This is a genomic window from Aeribacillus sp. FSL K6-8210, assembly GCF_037963925.1.
Lineage (GTDB): Bacteria > Bacillota > Bacilli > Bacillales > Aeribacillaceae > Aeribacillus > Aeribacillus composti.
The window spans coordinates 3,097,369-3,114,286 of record NZ_CP150172.1; the positions used below are offsets into that span (position 1 = coordinate 3,097,369).

Below are 16,918 nucleotides of genomic sequence, written 5' to 3' on the forward strand. Positions count from 1 at the left end.
TGGCTGCGAATGCTAAAAACATTTCACAAAGCCAAATTTCCCTTACGGAGCCGGATTGTTTTTTTAAGAGCGAGCGTTTTTTTGACTTAACGCTTTTTGCTTATGCCGCCAATTTTAAAAAAATTCATGACAATGCTGAGAGCTTCCCGAGGCGTTAAACGCCTTTTCATATTTATCATCAAAAAACGCTCAATTTTTTATTTTACACAACATAAAAAATAAATTAGTGGGTATGCTATTGACTGAAGAGGGTGACAACACACTTAAACAGATGTTTGTCATTAAAATTTTTTCATGTCGTGTTCTAACAAAAGTTTAAAGTGTCAAAAAGGAATACCATTCATTATTTGAAAATGGGGTGTTGACGAAAGACACTTTTAAATCGCTTTTTTAACATGTGCATTGAAACCCCTCTTCAAAGGAACGGACTTATGTTCGTTCCTTTTTATGTTTTCTTTCATTTTCAACACGTGGTAAAATAAAGAAAAAAATTGCGGGGAGTGTCATTATGAGCGATTGCATTTTTTGTAAAATTATTAACGGAGAAATTCCTTGTGCAAAAGTATACGAGGATGAACACGTTTTAGCTTTTATGGATATTATGCAGGTAACGAAAGGACATACACTCGTCATCCCAAAAGTACATAAAGAAAACGTTTTCGAGCTCACACCTGACATCTCAAGAAACTTTTTTGAAGCTGTTACGAAGGTCGCAAAGGCGGTAAAAAAACAATTGAATCCAAAAGGATTAAATTTAATCAATAACAATGGCGAAGAAGCCGGTCAAACAGTGTTTCATTACCATATGCACATAATTCCTCGACACGGAAAAGAAGATGGTTTAGGCATAGTATGGAAATCCCATCAAAATGATTATACTCCAGAAGATCTTGCACAGCTTGCTGAAACAATAAAAGGCGGATTGCAATAAAAAATAAACGGCTAAAGGATCCTAACAACAGGATCCTTACTGTTTTCTAACCGACACAAAATTTTTTATTTCCCCTCTCCTTTTTTCATGATAGGATGTTTTTATAAATGTGTTAAAAGGAGGACGAATCGTGGATCGAGTATACAATTTTAATGCAGGACCAGCAGCTATACCAGTCGAAGTATTACAAAAAGCTCAAGGCGAGCTGTTGAATTTCAATCATACAGGCATGTCCGTCATGGAGCTGAGCCATCGGAGCCAGGCGTATGATGAGGTTCACAATAATGCCAAAAGCTTATTGAAAGAATTGCTTAATATCCCTGATTCGTATGATGTGTTATTTTTACAAGGCGGGGCAAGTCTGCAATTTGCCATGATCCCGATGAATTTTTTGAATAATGAAAATATCGCCTATTATATTTTAAGCGGAGCATGGTCTGAAAAAGCGTTAAGCGAAGCAAAAAAATTTGGTGAAACAAATGTGTTGGCATCAAGCAAAGAGTCAAATTACACACACATCCCAAAACAATTCGAGGCAAATTCGCTCCAAAATGCTGCGTATTTGCATATTACGTCAAACAACACAATTTTTGGGACGCAATGGCATGAGTTCCCAAGCACGAATGCACCGCTGATTGCGGATATGTCCAGCGATATTTTGAGCAGAGAGCTGAATATCGAACAGTTCGATCTCATTTACGCAGGGGCGCAAAAAAATCTAGGACCTTCCGGAGTCACTGTTGTCATCATTAAAAAAGATCTAATTGAAAAAGCAAATAAAAATGTACCAACTATTTTGAGCTATCAAACACATGCAAGCAAAAACTCTTTATATAACACTCCACCGACCTTTGCCATTTACATGCTTTCTCTAGTGTTGGAATGGGTAAAAGAACAAGGCGGAGTAGCTGAAATTGAACGCAGAAACAAACAAAAAGCTCAAATATTATATAACGCTATAGACGAAAGCGATGGCTTTTACAAAGGACATGCAGAAAAAGAAAGCCGCTCATTCATGAACGTAACATTTACGCTGCCGTCTGATGAATTGACAAAAGCGTTTGTTCAAGAGGCAAAAGAAAATCGATTAATAGGTCTATCCGGTCATCGTTCTGTCGGTGGCTGCCGTGCATCCATTTATAATGCGGTAACGATTGAAGCATGTGAAAAGCTCGCCCAGTTTATGAAAGAATTCAGAAAAAAACATTAAAAGCCTATCCTAACTTTAACGATCATACGCTATAATAGTGGAAAGTTTATTAAAGATGAGAACAGAAGAGGAGAGTTTAGAGATGAGAACGAAAGAATTAGTCATTTTATCTTTATTTGTCGCCATCGGCGTTGCTCTTCATGCGATTGTTCCGCCCATATTTAACGGGATGAAGCCGGATATGATGCTGTTGATGATGTTTTTAGGAATTTTCCTGTTTCCTGGGATGACAAACGCCGGTCTGCTGGGCATTGCAACTGGCATATTATCCGGATTGACAACCAGTTTTCCCGGCGGACTCGTTCCGAATATTATTGATAAAATTTTGACGGCATTTTTAATATATTTTCTATTTCTAGCCTTAAAACCACTCAAACAAGCAATAGCAAGGGCGGGAATTTTAACAGTCATAGGAACATTAATTTCCGGCACAGTGTTTCTTTTAGCAGCGCTCTTACTTGTAGGTCTCCCAGGAGGCGCCGGATTTACTGCATTGTTCCTTGCGGTTGTATTGCCGGCAACAGTTATCAATACAATTGCAATGGTGATTATTTATCCCATTGTTGAAAGCATTCTTAAACGTTCTAACGTTCTATCAGAAAATAAATAAAACAGATTGACCCGATCTATGATCGGGTTTTATTATTGTATATAATAAAGAAGAAAAGCTATTAAAAGTGACGTTAATCCGCCAATCGCTAAAACTGACGCCCTCTTTTTCAGAAGATGTTTTGGAGGATATGAACTCGCAGAATTGGCTAACTTCAAATTATAAAAAGCTCCTACAAGAAACAACATGCTAATGATAAAAAATAAAAAAATAACACCCGCCATAATTTCCCTCCCTTACTTTTAGTTTATGCATCTTCAACTAAGGCTATGTTTTTATTGACGGATTTTGAAAACAAGGAACTATAGGAGTGGTAAAAATGTCAAAAGGCAAATCTTTTCTATATGGATTTTTCGTCGGCGGTGTTGTTGCCGGAGCAGCTGCACTGATTACGGCTCAAGCGAGGAACGGCAATGTTTTAAAAAAAACCAGATGCAATTTGCATAAGCTTGAAAACATATTTGGAGACTTGAAATCTGATGGGAAATCGTTAAAAAAGCAAATCGCACAATCAGCGAAAGAAGGCTTGCAAATTGCTAAAGAAGTCGCTGCAGATGTCAATCGGTCCATTCAAGCATGGCAGATGGAAATTGATCCGAATAAAAAAAATTTGGAGCTGCATGTAAAAGAGATTAAAGATAAATTAACAGAGCTAGAAGATCAAATCAAAAAAGAAAGAAACTGACGCTTCAAGTTTGCGGAAGCCTTTTACAATTAAAAATATTAAGCATGTCAAAGAATTGGCAGGGTGTCAATTCTTTTTTGCTATAATTTATAATCATGAAAAATTGTTACAGTATAGAAAATCTTGATCGTTCTCATCATTCTTCGCAAAATTTATTACCGCTTCTATGTGTACTATTTTTAGTGTTTCACTATTTATTTAAAAATTTCGTAAATTACATCTTTATAAATCTTTATTTTATTGGCATAATAGAAGATATTAAAAATGTTAGTATTATACAAAGTAGGTGGAAAAATTGAAGAGATCGCTCGACAGCTATACGATAAAAGATGCACTTCTGTTCAGCCAGCGTGTCGCTCAGCTAAGCAAAGCGCTTTGGAAATCCATTGAAAAGGATTGGCAGCGCTGGATTAAACCATATGATTTAAACATCAATGAACATCATATATTATGGATCGCCTATCATTTAAAAGGAGCCTCGATCTCAGAAATCGCAAAATTTGGGGTCATGCACGTATCGACGGCATTCAACTTTTCGAAAAAATTAGAAGAACGCGGTTATTTAAAATTTTCCAAAAAAGAAAATGATAAAAGAAATACTTACATACAATTAACAGAAAAAGGAGAGGAAGTGCTGCTTAAGCTTCTTGAAGATTATGATCCATCCAAAAACACCGTTCTGAAAGGCGCGCTTCCGCTGCAAAATCTATACGGAAAATTTCCTGAAATGATCGAAATTACAGCAATTATCCGAAACATTTACGGAGACGATTTCATGACAATTTTTGAACGCTCATTCAATAATATCGAAAATGACTTTGTCATTGAAGACGGAAAAATCAAGAAAAAGAAAGATGTGGAGGAACATTCTTATTTAAAAACTACAGTGAATCAATAGTTCGTTTTAAGTCTTTCATTAATTCAGTATACAGCCCTTGTAAATAAAGGGCATCGATCGTTTCATTGACATCCAGCTTTGGCGTCAGCTGTCCGGCAAAAAGCGTAAGGAGATTTTCAAAATATACAAATCCTTGCGCTTTTTGCTCCTTATGCTCCTTTGCTAATTCATCGCATATGCGAAAAACCTCTTCTATTTCCTCCTTCATAAGCCCTTTTTCCATCACGAGCTTGTAGAAAGGATACATTTCAATATTCATCATTTTCATAAACAAAGACATATAATATTCTAGAGTTTCCAGTCTTCTTTCTAAATCTTTCATTCCATCACATCTTTCTTCGGTTCATAATGGGGGCTGAAAACTCCCCAAAAATTTCCCATAACCCTATCTTTTTTGTCATTATTTTGATATTGTAATAGGTATGAATGGAAGGGGGGATTTCAAATGCTATTATATTTTATCATTTTTGCCGTCTTCATTCTATTTTATATAAACAAACTGACAACTGCTCTTTGTTCCATTCGTGAACTCCCTGAAGAAAAACAGTCAAACGTATTCCGCACCATTAATGTCTTAATTACCATTTTACTAATTTCATCATACATAGAAATTTCCTTTACTTAAAAGTTTTTTTACTTCATTAAAAAAGCCGGCAGAAAACCTCTTCTGCCGACTTTTTTGAAACCATTAATAGATCCAAGCAGCACCAACAATAATTAGTAAGATGAACAATACAACGATTAACGCAAAGCCTCCACCATATCCTCCGCTCATCACGACACCCCCTTTTTGTGTCTTTACGTTATCGTATGCACTGTTCTTTTTTTCGCATAGGCATTTGTCCTTCTTACTGGAATTTTCTTAACCCAAATTCGAAACGATTTTTCCATTACTTGGACAAACAGTTGCAAATCATATAGTTTCATGTCAAAATGTGAGTATATTTGTTTTAGATAGACAAAAAAAGGTAGGAGTTGTAAAGTATGAAAAAATTTGCATTAGCGGTTATCGCAACGGCCAGCTTATTCGCTTTGAATGCATGTTCAAACGGTGCAAATGATGCGGTCGTTGAAACAAAAGCCGGAGATATTACGAAGGACGAATTTTATGAAGCATTGAAAAACCGTTTTGGTAAAGATGTTTTACAAGAACTTGTGCATGAAAAAGTATTAAGCGAAAAATTTAAAGTCTCCGACAAAGAAATTGATGAAGAGCTCGAAAAAATGAAACAGCAGTACGGCTCCCAGTACGATTTAATTGCTCAGCAATACGGAGACAAGGTTTTGAGACAAATCGTGAAGGTCGACTTGCTACGCAAGAAGGCAACAGAAGCGAATATTAAAATTACAGATAAAGATTTAAAAGAATATTATGATTCATTGAAAGGAAAAGTACGCGCCAGCCACATTTTAGTGGAAGATGAAAAAACAGCGAAAGAAGTAAAAGAAAAACTTGATAAAGGCGAAAAATTTGAGGATTTGGCAAAAGAATATTCGATCGACGGATCTGCCTCCAACGGCGGAGATCTTGGATGGTTTGGCAAAGGCCAGATGGTGAAAGAATTTGAAAATGTGGCATTTAAATTAAAAGAAGGAGAAATCAGCGATCCTGTTAAAACAGAATACGGTTACCACATTATTAAAATCACTCAGACGGTAAAACCATTCGAAGAAATGAAAGACAGCCTGAAAGAAGATGTCAAAAAACAGAAAATATCTGATCCGTCATTGATGCAGGAAGCTATTGACAAAGCAATTAAAAACGCAGATGTAAAAGTAAACGACAAAGATCTAAAAGATTTGTTTGAAACCCAAAATTAACATATGGCATATAGAAGAAAGGGGGACTAAAAGCAAAGCTTCGTCCCCCCTTTTTAGCATTCAAAACATGTGAGCGTATATAAATGTTTTTTTATCAACCTGCACCAGCTTTGCCGGGTTGACAATGGATCTTTTTATCCGGATTAAAGCAGCTCACGTTTTGTCTGATGTCTTTTGACTGTTTGATGATGTTTTTCCGAAAATCGTCGCGCTCCCGCTGGTCGGATAGAGGAAATTGAAAGCATAGTAGAAAAGCTGACACAATTTAGTTTCTAATTTGCAGATGTCATCTTTTCTTTCGCTCGCTTTTCTTTTTCTTTTTTCATTCTTTCGATATATACATTTCCTTCCCGCTCAATAAAAATTTCTTCTATTTCTTTGTCTTTTTTAGCTGTTTTATATGCCATATATGCACTAAAAATAATTCCAACAATACATAAATATACCCACCACGGCAGAAACGTCATTCCATCTCCTCCTTGCATAGACAAGCTTTTTTTATTTCATTTTATGCAAGGGGCTCTATATTATGATTCTCTATCGATGAAATGACGGTTTATAGAATGAGCGATTGTCCAGAGCGAAAATCCGTTCCGTAAATTCTCCCGGCTTGACTCGTTCAAGCGCCCGGTCCAGCATGTTCATTTTTGCATCGATATTATCAATATGATGGAGAATTTCCGCTTCCTTAACCATCGGCATTTTCGGACTTCCCCATTCCGGTTTCCCGTGATGGCTCAATACCATATGCTGCAAAATGACGACCTCTTCGCCGGAAATCCCAAGTTCCTTCGCTGCTTCCCCAATTTCGTTTACCATGATGGAAATATGCCCAAGCAAATTCCCTTCAACTGTATAAGAAGTGGAAATGGGGCCCGACAGCTCAATTACTTTGCCAAGATCATGAAGTATGACCCCGGCATATAATAAATCCTTGTCTAAACTCGGATAAAAGTCAGCAATCGCTTTGGCAAGATCAAGCATGGAAACAACATGATAGGCAAGGCCTGATACATATTCATGATGGTTTTTCGTCGCCGCCGGATATAAGAGAAAAGCGCTTTGATGCTTGTTCATCAAGAATCTTGTTATCCGTTGAATGTTTGGATTTTTCATTTCAAATATGTACTTCGTAATTTTTTCAACCATTTCTTCTTGAGATAATGGCGCTCTTTCTACAAAATCCTGTACATTTAAATTTTCATGCGGCTCTGCCAATCGGATGTTGCGGATTTTCAGTTGATTTCTTCCCCTGTAATGATGGATATCGCCAAATATTTTAACAATCTGTTGAGGCAGATAATTTTCTTCATCTTCTTTGCTCACATCCCATAGTTTTGCTTCAATTTCCCCGGAACGGTCTTGCAAAATTAACGTTAAAAAAGGTTTTCCATTGCTTGCAATACCTTTTGTTACTGATTTTATCAGCAAAAAAAGATCTACCTGCTCCCCAACATTGTAATGAATAATTCCTTTAGCCATCGTATTCTCCTTCCACTTTCCGCCTCGTAACTTATAGTATAGCATACGAACCAAATGTGCGACGGTCTAACAAATATATTTTATAAGTAAATGATTTCTTCGTCTTGAAAGTAAGATAATATATGCTGATGGCAAGTAAACAGCAGCATTTGATGATGATCCGACAGCTGTCTCATAATACTCACAATATTTTTTATGCGCAAATGGTCAAAATTCACAAAGCTGTCATCGATCATTAATGGAAGATGAATTCTCTTTTGCATGCTTTCTGCCAGCGCAAACCGGATCGCCGTGTACAGTTGTTCAGCTGTTCCTTGACTCAGTTCTTCAGCCGTAAAAACAAGCCCGTCTTTCCTTTTCACTGAGAAAGAAGGCGAACCCTCCGCCAGATAAATGTTTTCGTATTCCCCAGACGTTGCTATTCGGAAAAAATATTCCATTTTATGCAACAACTTCGGCATTTTTTCATTTCGAACATAATTCGTCGTATGTTTCAGCATCTCTCTTGCCACTGCCATTGCCGCCCATTTTTTCGCAAGCTTTTTTGCTACAGAACGCTTCATTTCAAACGAATATTTCAACTCAGAATATAGACCTGATAGTTCTATTTTTCTAATCTCTATTTCTGTTTCCGCTAATTTCTTCCGGATAGAATCCTCCATTTTTTCGAGTTCTTCTTCTTTTTCCTCAAGAAATGTTTCTCGCTCTTTCAAAGCCCTCTCATTTTGATAATCGTTCATATCGCTTGATGTCAATAATCCTTTCGTTCGCAGCTGCCCTTCAATCCAGTTTAATTCGGTTTCGATTTTTTCTCTCTCTTTTTTGAGCATTCCTATTTTTCTATATTCTTCCTCGCTTGCTGCTCCGACTGACTGAAACAGCTTCTCTAATTCTCTTTCAATGCTTTGAAAGGTCAAACGAAATTTTGTTTTTTCCTCTTGAACCTCTTTTAGCTGCTTCATCAATGCCTCTTTTTGCGATCGTTTCTTTATATTTTCTTCCATTATTCTTCTCAGTTCTGAATAGCGTTTCTCAATTGAGTCGGCACGAATGTTATAATATTCACACAAAGGATCAAACTTTTTTCTAAACTGATTTAAGTTTTCTTCATACAAACGAACTTTTTCCTCTAACATTCTTTTTTCTCTTATCAGCTTTTGACAGCTTGCGATGCGTTCAAACTGCTCAAGCAATTGTGATCCTTCGGCTTCTTTCGGAAGATGAAAATGTTCATAAAACGGGAAAATTAAATGTTGCAATTGATACTTTTCATGTTCCCATTCGTCATATAACGAAAGAATCCGTTCATAAGCTTGTTCTTTACCTTTATAATTCATCTTCTCGATCTCAATTTTTTGGCGGACTTGCTGATCCTTCCATAATATTTCCTTAATATGCTTCAAACGCGACGTTCTTTCCAAGATTCGGGAATCATTTTGTTTATCAAGTTTTTTCACAAGCTGTTCATGCTCATTTTGTAAATGCTTTAACAGCTCATCATCCTGTGGACGGAAGAAAAAGAAAACAATGATGAATGGAAGAAACGCTGTTAAAAACAGCCAATTCTTATAAACAAACGAAAGAACAATGGCAAACGCAAAAACAGATAGCAAAGATACAGTGAGAATTTTCCATTTTTTTAATTTTTCCCGATTCTTTTTTTCTCTTTCATTGATTTTTGCTTTTAACTGGGCAATCTGCTCTTTTAAATAATGTTTGTCGGCCGTTTGCGCCATTTCTTGTTCTATGGCTGACTGCTCCTCTATTAATCTTTCCCTTTCAGATGGATCAAGCAGAAAAGATTCGTATTCTTTTATGCGGCGCTCACATTCTTCCAGCGAATATTGGGCACGCTCATATTGTTCATCGAGAAGCTTTTTTCTTTGAAATAATTGTTCATATTTCTTCGCAGCATCCTTTATTTTTTCCTTCATGCGAACAGATGTGTCGATTTTTTTTATAGCATTTTCATCTTGATGGCCGAAAATATAGATGAGCTCCTCATGAATCTGTCCTTCCAGCATTTGTTGTTGAACAATGAAAAGTTTTTGTTCTTCTAATTGTTTTTGGATGAGGGGAAATTGACTTTTTAATTCCTCAAATATTGTCTCGTCAGCTGGACGGCCGTCGATCTTCAAGGCTGATAAGGAATCCTCGATCCCCTTTTCTTTTTCCTGCACCCTTCCCAGCTGTTCTAAAACTTCGTCTCTTCTTGCCGAAAGCTTTTCCAGCCGAACAAACCCGTCCTCCGGGAATTGAATGCCGTCAGGAAAATCTTTTAGCAGCTGCAAGCATTCTTTCCGTCTTTCCAAAAGGGGAAGAACTGCTATTTGTTTTTCCACTTTTTTCCGTTCTGTTTTCAGCATCACCTTCTCGTTCTGGCAGTCCTTCAGCTGCTTCTCTAAGCTGTCCCTTTCTTTGATCAAAAAATTGTAAGCGCGCTGCTGTTCTTTTGCATGTTGCAGTTCTGCAAAGTCCTCCTTCAGTTCATTTAACGATCTGTTCAGCAACGGTTTTCGTCCGTTCGGTTTATACAAATCCTCCTGCTCTCTCTGCAGTTTCTCCTCTAAACGATATAACTGATCAGATCCGAATACACTTGTTAAAAATAAATATTTTCCCAGCTTCTCACGATTCAGCTCATACACTTTTTGCAGCCCGAATAAATCAAAGGAAAAAATCGCTTGATATGTTGGTCTGTCGGTTCCTTTTAAAATTTCAGCCAGCTCTTTATCCCCTCCTGTCCGTCCATCCTGGAAATAAAGAGTTACATCCCCCGCTGCGGCTCTCCCTTTTACGCGCTCCACTTTTACTGTTCCGAAATTTTCACATTCAATGATTAATGCCCCGCCGTATTTTCCGCCCGCTTTCGGTTCGAACCGTTTATCCGGATGCTGTTTAACGGGAAATCCGAACAGCATGCTATGGATAAAAGACATCAGCGTCGATTTTCCGGCTTCATTTAAACCGTAAATGACTTGTATGCCATGATCCGAAAATGAAATTTTTTTATCTGCAAATTTTCCGTAGCCATAAATATGCAGTTCTTTTATTTTCATCTTATCACCTTTTTTACGACCGCTTCCATTCTTGCTTAAACAGCTCATAATAAATCATTGTTTTCGCTTCTTTTATCAATTCTTCTTTTTCATTTTCTGTGAAAGATTGAAAGAAACGCCGAAATAAACGATTTTTATATAAAGGCTCCATCGCTTCGTCAAATTGATGAAAATGATCCAAAATTTGTTCAAAATCTTTCGAAATGTAAGAGGAGGAGAAAAAGTCGTCGCTCGGCACGATTTGATGCTGAATGGAAACAATCCAAACGAATTCGTTCTTTCCTTCTTCCTCTTCATTCAATATTTGCGCAAGCTCATCCAAATGATCCTGATCCATAAGATCCCAAAACAATGATGAAGCTCCATCTAGCATAATTGTCAAAAGAGCCGAGCCATTTCGTCTCTGCTGTTCCTTTACCGCTCGAATATGATCATATAGCTCGCCAACAGCAGCTATTTCATTTACAGAGAGCTTGATTTCATTCCAAAGTATGTCAAATACCGGCACAAATCGGTACGAGCTTTTCCCGCCTTCTGCTAATTCTACAAGATACACTCCCTTTTCTCCCGTTTCTTTTTTATGGCGGCCTTGGATATTTCCCGGATAAATAATCGGAGGGTCGGAATGATGTAAAATTTGCCGTTTATGTATATGTCCTAAAGCCCAATAATCAAAATCTTTTTCCAATAAATTTTGAATCGTAAAAGGACAATACGGCTCATGTCCTTCCGTCCCTGACGCGGTGCCGTGAAGAAGACCGATATGAAGCGGCGCTTCGTTTCTTTTTTGAAATTTATAGACAATATTTTCTGTAACCGAACGAGTCGGATAGCTGTAGCCGTAAATGTTGGCTAAAACCTTTCCGTCGCGGACAAACGGTATACATTCTACATCACGATCGGAAAAAATATGAACGTTTTCAGGCCATTGAATATGAACCCAATTACCTCCTGTATGATCATGATTTCCAAAAATAATAAAAACTTGGATGCCTTCTTCATTGAGCCGTTCAAACTGTTTCTTTAATCTCAACTGGGCTTTCAAACTGCGATCTTCGTCATCATACAAATCTCCTGCGATCAGTATAAAATCGACTTTTTCTTTTGCCGCCAGTTCAATTACACGTTCAAATGCCGTAAAAGTACTTTCTTGAATTCTTTTAAAGATGCTTTCCGGCAAATGCTCAAGCCCTGTGAACGGACTATCTAAATGCAAATCTGCCGTATGTATAAATGTTATGCGGCGAGTCATAGTCTCCCTCTTTCCACTTGTTTCCGGAACGTACGTTTGCTTTTCCATATTATATCATTTTAATGTGAAAAAATACATCCCGGTACCCGGGCCCCCTGCCAAAAAATTTTAAAAAAAGCTGAAAGGATTTTTTTTCAGGAAAAAGAAATATATTTTTTAAAAAAGGAGGATGTTTGAAATGCCGACATATTTTTTAACTGCGTTTACAAACAAAGGAGAACTGCTTTTAAATGAAAAGTTTGAAGCAAATTCAGAACAAGAGGCAAAAGAAATCGGTTCAGAAATATTGAAGGAGCATCAATGTTTAAATACCGCGCATCGCTTAGTTACTTCTTCTGGCCGGCTTGTTTTATTTCATCGCTAAAACTTAACAGGATTGACAGTCCACAAAAGAATGACAGGGGAAGTCTTTCACAACAAAAATACTGCGCGGCATAAGCCGCTCGCGATATTCATCCTGCTCCCAAAATTTTATGAGGCTAATTTAAAATATCTAAATGGATATGACGCTTTTTAGCCATTTACCCGTGTGGAAAAATTGTAGTGGGCATCTAAAATCAGTTTTTTCCTAGTCCCCTGCATTTTGTGGGGGGCATTTTTCTTTCCAAAACTGCCTCCCAAAAATTAGGATGATTTTGGTTCTGGAGCTTACTAAAATCCCGATCACAACAATGCTAATAATGGTCGCGACGACATCATGTTTAAGAACTAAATTTGAAAAAGTAATAGCTAAAAGACCGACTATTCCAATTATGATGAACATCTTATTATCTCCCATTTTGTTCACAGAGCCCCCTTCAATATCATCCCATTAATTTAAAAAATCATTATGGCTAACATGATGAAACAGATTTATCAGAGGCTGTCCAAGAAGTCCTAAAAATAAAAGCAAGTAGAGAAAGAGCTCGTATTTCTCTACTTGCTTTTGTATGTTTTGTCTGAAGTCTGCCGGCTACGTTTGTTGCAGATTAATGGCGCAATCGCTTTTATGATTAAGTCTCGCGATCTCATCTATTAAAATTTGTTCTAAAGTGTTTTTAGGGAAATACGGGAATCGTTCTCCATTTTCGACGTTCCCAAGCTCCTGTTTTCTATCGGGCCCTCCTTTCAACACGACCCGATACGTTGTGGAGCGTAAAATTATCAATTTTCGCCATAAAGAGCGTTTAGCAATTTGATTTTTTCATTTGTATAATGTTTAAAGCCATCGTTATACGATTTCGGATCTTTCGGATTGGCGAAATGAGTGATTTCCCGGGAAACCGGGTCGATCAATTTGCTTGATGCCCCGCAGCCTAATCCGATAATCGTTTGCATTTCTTCCATGATGATTATATTGTATATACTCTCATAACCCTTCCGGGAATATCCGACATTTTCTAAATTTCCTAAAATATTTTTTTGACGGTACAAATAATAAGGCTCATAATGATTGGCCTTTGTCCATTCAACCGCTTTATTCATCATTTTTTCTACTTCGCTTCGTTCAGCTACTTTATATTTTTCTTTGTTTTTTGTCATTTCCGATGCCCGCTTAAAGGAAAGCGTGTGGACAGTCAATGATTCAGGCATCAATTTGGCTGTCTCCTCAAGGGTGAACTCAAATTCTTTTAACCCTTCCCCCGGCAGTCCAATAATTAAATCCATGTTGATGTTGTTGATGCCCATTTCCCTAGCTAAATGAAATTTTTCAATCGTCTCCTCAACTGTATGATGTCTTCCGATTGCTTTCAATGTTTCCTGTATATATGATTGAGGATTAATGCTGATTCTGTCTATGTTCCATTTTTTTAAAACATTCAGCTTCTCTCTTGTAATTGTATCCGGCCTGCCGGCTTCTACTGTGATTTCCCGAATGCGATCAACATTTGGAAAAGATGTATACATTTCTTCATAAAGCATATCCATTTCTTCTGCCGTAATGCTTGTCGGTGTCCCTCCGCCGTAATAAACGGTCGTAATATTTATGCCTCGTTCTTTTAACCATTCGCCGATCATTCTCATTTCATAATGCAGACCGCCGAGAAAAGAATCAACTTTTCCTTGCTTGCCGCCAATAGCATAGGCAGGAAAGGTACAATATGCACATTTTGTCGGGCAAAAAGGAATGCCGATATATATACTTACTTCTTTTGTCAAATTGTAAAGATCAGGAACAACAGTTAATTGTTTTTCTACAATTTGTTCCATGATGCGAATTTTTTCATTTGATACGAGCAAATCTTCTTTTAATTGTTTATAAATTTCTTCATTTTTTCTTCCTTCAAGCTTCTTTTTATGAAAAAGCTTAGTGGGTCGAACACCTGTTAAAATCCCCCATTTTTGCGTAATTCCCGTATACTGTTGAAGAGCTGTTACATAAACATTCAATACCGCCTGCTTCATTTGTTTGAATTGTTCTTTTTCATCTGTTGCGGTAAAGCTTTTTTCTAAAAAAGCTTCATACGTTTTTCCTTCTGCTTTTAGCTCGCAAGCCAACCGAAAATCACTCTGTCTGAATTCGAAATTGAATAATGCTTCGATATCATGTTCAGAAGGTTTTAAAAAAATTTCGGCTTCTTCAAAAAACAAATTAGATATTAACTGAAGAGGCCGCATAAAACGTTCATCATTTATGCCGCTGATTTGAATGCGCATGTGATCACCTTGTCGAATAGAATAAAACTCCTTATAGTGTACTAAAGGGGATTTTTTCAGTCAATACGAAAAAAACATCCTAAGAAGCGGATGTTTTTTATCTGTTTTTAATTTTATTTAAAAATTTAATTGGGTATTGTTTTCGGAAATGCTCTTTTACCATATATGAAACGCCTTGTTCATCATTCGACCTCGTGATCCAGTCTGCTGCCCGTTTTACTTCAAACGGAGCATTCCCCATCGCAACCCCCAAACCTGCCTGCTGGATCATATCCAAGTCGTCAAGGCCGTCGCCGATTGCGACCATTTCATCCAGCTTAATGCCTAAATGATTGCCAAGTACCTGCAAGCCATTCAGTTTAGATATTCCCTTTGGAACAATTTCAATTTTTCCGTCATGAATCTCGATCACATCTACATCATAAAAAGAATCAAGTATCGTTTTTTCCGCCTCTTTCAATTCCTCCTTCGTATCAAAATATACATCAATTTTTGGGGCAGCTACTGGCTCATCAATTAACGCATCAGCAAGAGATTCTACAAATTGAATTGGATAAAAAAGCGGATCTGACGAATTCAATAGCATTTTGCTTACAAGATTTGAAGAGATTTTTTTCCGGTTGCCGATCGAAAAACGCTCATGAATGATTCGAATATTACAATTAAAATATTCGAGCACTTGCACAATATTAAATGTTTTTTCTTCTGAAATTCGCTTCACATAAAGAGGTTCATCTAAACGGTTTCCGATGAACGCTCCCCCATGAGTAATTAAGTGGCTGTCTATTTTGAGCGCCTTTGCAACTTTTTTTGCCGATTGAAAATGGCGGTTCGTCACCAAAGTAATATATACATCCTTTTTTTGAACAAATTCTATCGCATCCTTCGTAGAATGCTGAAGGCGTCCATTTGAACGGAGGAGCGTTCCGTCGATATTTAAGGCAAGCAAGCGGTAGAGCATGTGTTGTCCCCCTTCTCTTGTTGTTAAATTCTATTATGAAAATATGTCCTTGTGAGACAAATTAGAACTTTTGTGTACTAAAGGAAGGGGAAACATTATGACACCGATTCATATTGAACAGAAAACATTTCATTTAGTACTAGGGCAACAGCGCCAATGACCGTCGCTTGATCTCCCAGCTTTGACAACACAATTTCTGTTTTTTTCGCTTGCTCTGTCAAAGCTCTTTGTTCAACCACTTCTTGAATCGGAGTTAAAATAAAATTCTTTGCCTTTGCCAATCCGCCCCCAATAATAATCCGCTCTGGATTGAATAAATGGATAATGTTCATGATGGCAATTCCTAAATACCTGCCAGTCTCCTCTAATATGTCTTTAGCAAGCAGGTCTCCTTCTAATGCAGCCTCATAAATCAGTTGTCCGTTCACATTTTCTATCATTCCGTTTGTCCGTTCTATTAATTTCGTTTTATACCCAAGGGATATTTTGTTTAATGTACGCTGTTTAATCCCTTCAGACCCAACAAGTGCCTCTAAACATCCGTCATTCCCACACGAACATTTCAAACCGCTGCTTTCTATAAACATATGGCCGATTTCACCCGCTAGTCCGTTCGTTCCATGAAACAGCTTCTTATTTAAAATAAAACCTGCCCCAACCCCATGACTGATCTTAATGCATACAAGATTGCTAATTCCCACCCCGCTGCCAAACCAGTTTTCGCCTATTGCCATGGCACGAACATCATTTTCAATTTTGACAGGAAGACGAAATTCTTTTTCAAGCTCTTTTTTTAACGGTACATTTCGATGCTGCAATTGGGGAGCAAAACCGCTTGAACCTTCATCTGCGTCAATCCTGCCATGAATACCGATGCCAATTCCTACGAATTTTTTTAATTCTATACAAGCTTCATCCATCATAATGTAAAGCTGTTTGGCAATCATTTGGAATAAACGTGAACTCGTCATCTCTTCTTTCATCGTGATTGTTTTATATAAAAGTGTTTGAGCGTTTAAATCCGTGATGGCAAATCGGATTTCCCTCGGGCTGATATCAATACCGAAAACATAAAAATTTGATGAGTTGATTTTCAGCAAAATGGGTTTTCTTCCCCCGCTGGAAGATCCGGTCTGCCACTCTTTTACCAATCCTTCTTCCAACAATTCATTTACAATATTTGTGACTGTCGGAGGTGTTAATTTTGTTTCTTTCGCAATGTCAGATCTTGAAATCGATCCGTGTGTCCGAATTGTATTAAGAATTAAAGATTTATTCAATGATTTCATTAATTGGAAACTGCCGACAATTTTTTCATCTTTCATGACAACCACCCCGAAATATACAGAGGCTCGTAATGTAAACCCTTACA

General features: G+C 37.4%; 17 protein-coding genes. 8 read left to right on the forward strand and 9 right to left on the reverse strand.

What is annotated here, in order from left to right; translation table 11 throughout:
* The first annotated feature begins 508 nt into the window (after positions 1-508).
* From NSQ41_RS15010 to NSQ41_RS15030, 5 genes are all read left to right on the forward strand, one after another.
* Entirely contained in the window at positions 509-931 is a 423-nt protein-coding gene (locus NSQ41_RS15010; RefSeq protein ID WP_063387316.1) for an HIT family protein, read from the forward strand.
* A 130-nt stretch (positions 932-1,061) separates the two neighbouring features.
* Positions 1,062-2,141, forward strand: a complete 1,080-nt coding sequence (gene serC, locus NSQ41_RS15015) for a 3-phosphoserine/phosphohydroxythreonine transaminase (RefSeq protein ID WP_063387315.1) — start codon at positions 1,062-1,064, stop codon at positions 2,139-2,141.
* Between the two features lie 82 nt (positions 2,142-2,223).
* The gene (locus NSQ41_RS15020; protein WP_063387314.1) at positions 2,224-2,751 is read left to right on the forward strand and encodes a tryptophan transporter; all 528 of its coding nucleotides are present in this window, start codon (positions 2,224-2,226) and stop codon (positions 2,749-2,751) included.
* A 319-nt stretch (positions 2,752-3,070) separates the two neighbouring features.
* The gene (locus tag NSQ41_RS15025; RefSeq protein WP_063387312.1) at positions 3,071-3,436 is read left to right on the forward strand and encodes a hypothetical protein; all 366 of its coding nucleotides are present in this window, start codon (positions 3,071-3,073) and stop codon (positions 3,434-3,436) included.
* A 295-nt stretch (positions 3,437-3,731) separates the two neighbouring features.
* A complete protein-coding gene (locus tag NSQ41_RS15030) occupies positions 3,732-4,334 on the forward strand; it encodes an HTH-type transcriptional regulator Hpr (protein WP_066248920.1) in 603 nt (200 codons plus the stop codon).
* Here NSQ41_RS15030 and NSQ41_RS15035 read toward each other — a convergent pair.
* Positions 4,318-4,656 (reverse strand): DUF1878 family protein, encoded by a 339-nt coding sequence (locus NSQ41_RS15035; protein ID WP_063387310.1) that lies wholly within the window; start codon positions 4,654-4,656, stop codon positions 4,318-4,320. The genes NSQ41_RS15030 and NSQ41_RS15035 overlap by 17 nt on opposite strands.
* Before the next feature lie 123 nt (positions 4,657-4,779).
* Here NSQ41_RS15035 and NSQ41_RS15040 point away from each other — a divergent pair, with 123 nt between their 5' ends.
* Positions 4,780-4,959: a hypothetical protein gene (locus NSQ41_RS15040; protein ID WP_066248923.1), complete on the forward strand. Its 180-nt coding sequence runs from the start codon at positions 4,780-4,782 to the stop codon at positions 4,957-4,959.
* A gap of 63 nt (positions 4,960-5,022) precedes the next feature.
* Here NSQ41_RS15040 and NSQ41_RS15045 read toward each other — a convergent pair whose 3' ends face one another.
* Positions 5,023-5,109 (reverse strand): YjcZ family sporulation protein, encoded by an 87-nt coding sequence (locus tag NSQ41_RS15045; RefSeq protein WP_063387309.1) that lies wholly within the window; start codon positions 5,107-5,109, stop codon positions 5,023-5,025.
* A 209-nt stretch (positions 5,110-5,318) separates the two neighbouring features.
* On the opposite strand from NSQ41_RS15045, the gene NSQ41_RS15050 reads away from it, so the two are divergent.
* Positions 5,319-6,155, forward strand: coding sequence for a peptidylprolyl isomerase (locus NSQ41_RS15050; protein ID WP_094244627.1), 837 nt, complete (start codon positions 5,319-5,321; stop codon positions 6,153-6,155).
* Positions 6,156-6,427: 272 nt separating this feature from the next.
* On the opposite strand, the gene NSQ41_RS15055 is transcribed toward NSQ41_RS15050, so the two are convergent.
* The 4 genes from NSQ41_RS15055 to NSQ41_RS15070 all read right to left on the reverse strand — a co-directional run bounded on the left by NSQ41_RS15055 (position 6,428) and on the right by NSQ41_RS15070 (position 11,948).
* On the reverse strand, positions 6,428-6,622 hold the full coding sequence (locus tag NSQ41_RS15055; RefSeq protein WP_063387307.1) for a sporulation YhaL family protein: 195 nt from the start codon (positions 6,620-6,622) through the stop codon (positions 6,428-6,430).
* Between the two features lie 70 nt (positions 6,623-6,692).
* The gene (yhaM, locus tag NSQ41_RS15060) at positions 6,693-7,637 is read right to left on the reverse strand and encodes a 3'-5' exoribonuclease YhaM (protein ID WP_066248928.1); all 945 of its coding nucleotides are present in this window, start codon (positions 7,635-7,637) and stop codon (positions 6,693-6,695) included.
* Between the two features lie 80 nt (positions 7,638-7,717).
* Positions 7,718-10,696 carry an AAA family ATPase gene (locus tag NSQ41_RS15065; protein ID WP_339197151.1) on the reverse strand — a complete coding sequence of 993 codons (2,979 nt, stop codon included), beginning with the start codon at positions 10,694-10,696 and terminating at the stop codon, positions 7,718-7,720.
* Positions 10,697-10,709: 13 nt separating this feature from the next.
* Complete coding sequence (locus NSQ41_RS15070; RefSeq protein WP_339197153.1) at positions 10,710-11,948, reverse strand: DNA repair exonuclease; 1,239 nt, start codon at positions 11,946-11,948, stop codon at positions 10,710-10,712.
* 178 nt (positions 11,949-12,126) lie between these two features.
* Between NSQ41_RS15070 and NSQ41_RS15075 the strand changes: the two genes are divergently transcribed.
* Complete coding sequence (locus NSQ41_RS15075) at positions 12,127-12,312, forward strand: YhzD family protein (RefSeq protein ID WP_066248936.1); 186 nt, start codon at positions 12,127-12,129, stop codon at positions 12,310-12,312.
* A 779-nt stretch (positions 12,313-13,091) separates the two neighbouring features.
* Here the strand turns inward: NSQ41_RS15075 and NSQ41_RS15080 are convergent.
* The 3 genes from NSQ41_RS15080 to NSQ41_RS15090 form a co-directional block, all read right to left on the reverse strand.
* Entirely contained in the window at positions 13,092-14,585 is a 1,494-nt protein-coding gene (locus NSQ41_RS15080) for a coproporphyrinogen III oxidase (protein ID WP_130158840.1), read from the reverse strand.
* Between the two features lie 97 nt (positions 14,586-14,682).
* Complete coding sequence (locus NSQ41_RS15085) at positions 14,683-15,546, reverse strand: Cof-type HAD-IIB family hydrolase (protein WP_094244621.1); 864 nt, start codon at positions 15,544-15,546, stop codon at positions 14,683-14,685.
* A gap of 95 nt (positions 15,547-15,641) precedes the next feature.
* Complete coding sequence (locus NSQ41_RS15090; protein ID WP_063387298.1) at positions 15,642-16,871, reverse strand: ROK family transcriptional regulator; 1,230 nt, start codon at positions 16,869-16,871, stop codon at positions 15,642-15,644.
* Between the last annotated feature and the right edge of the window lie 47 nt (positions 16,872-16,918).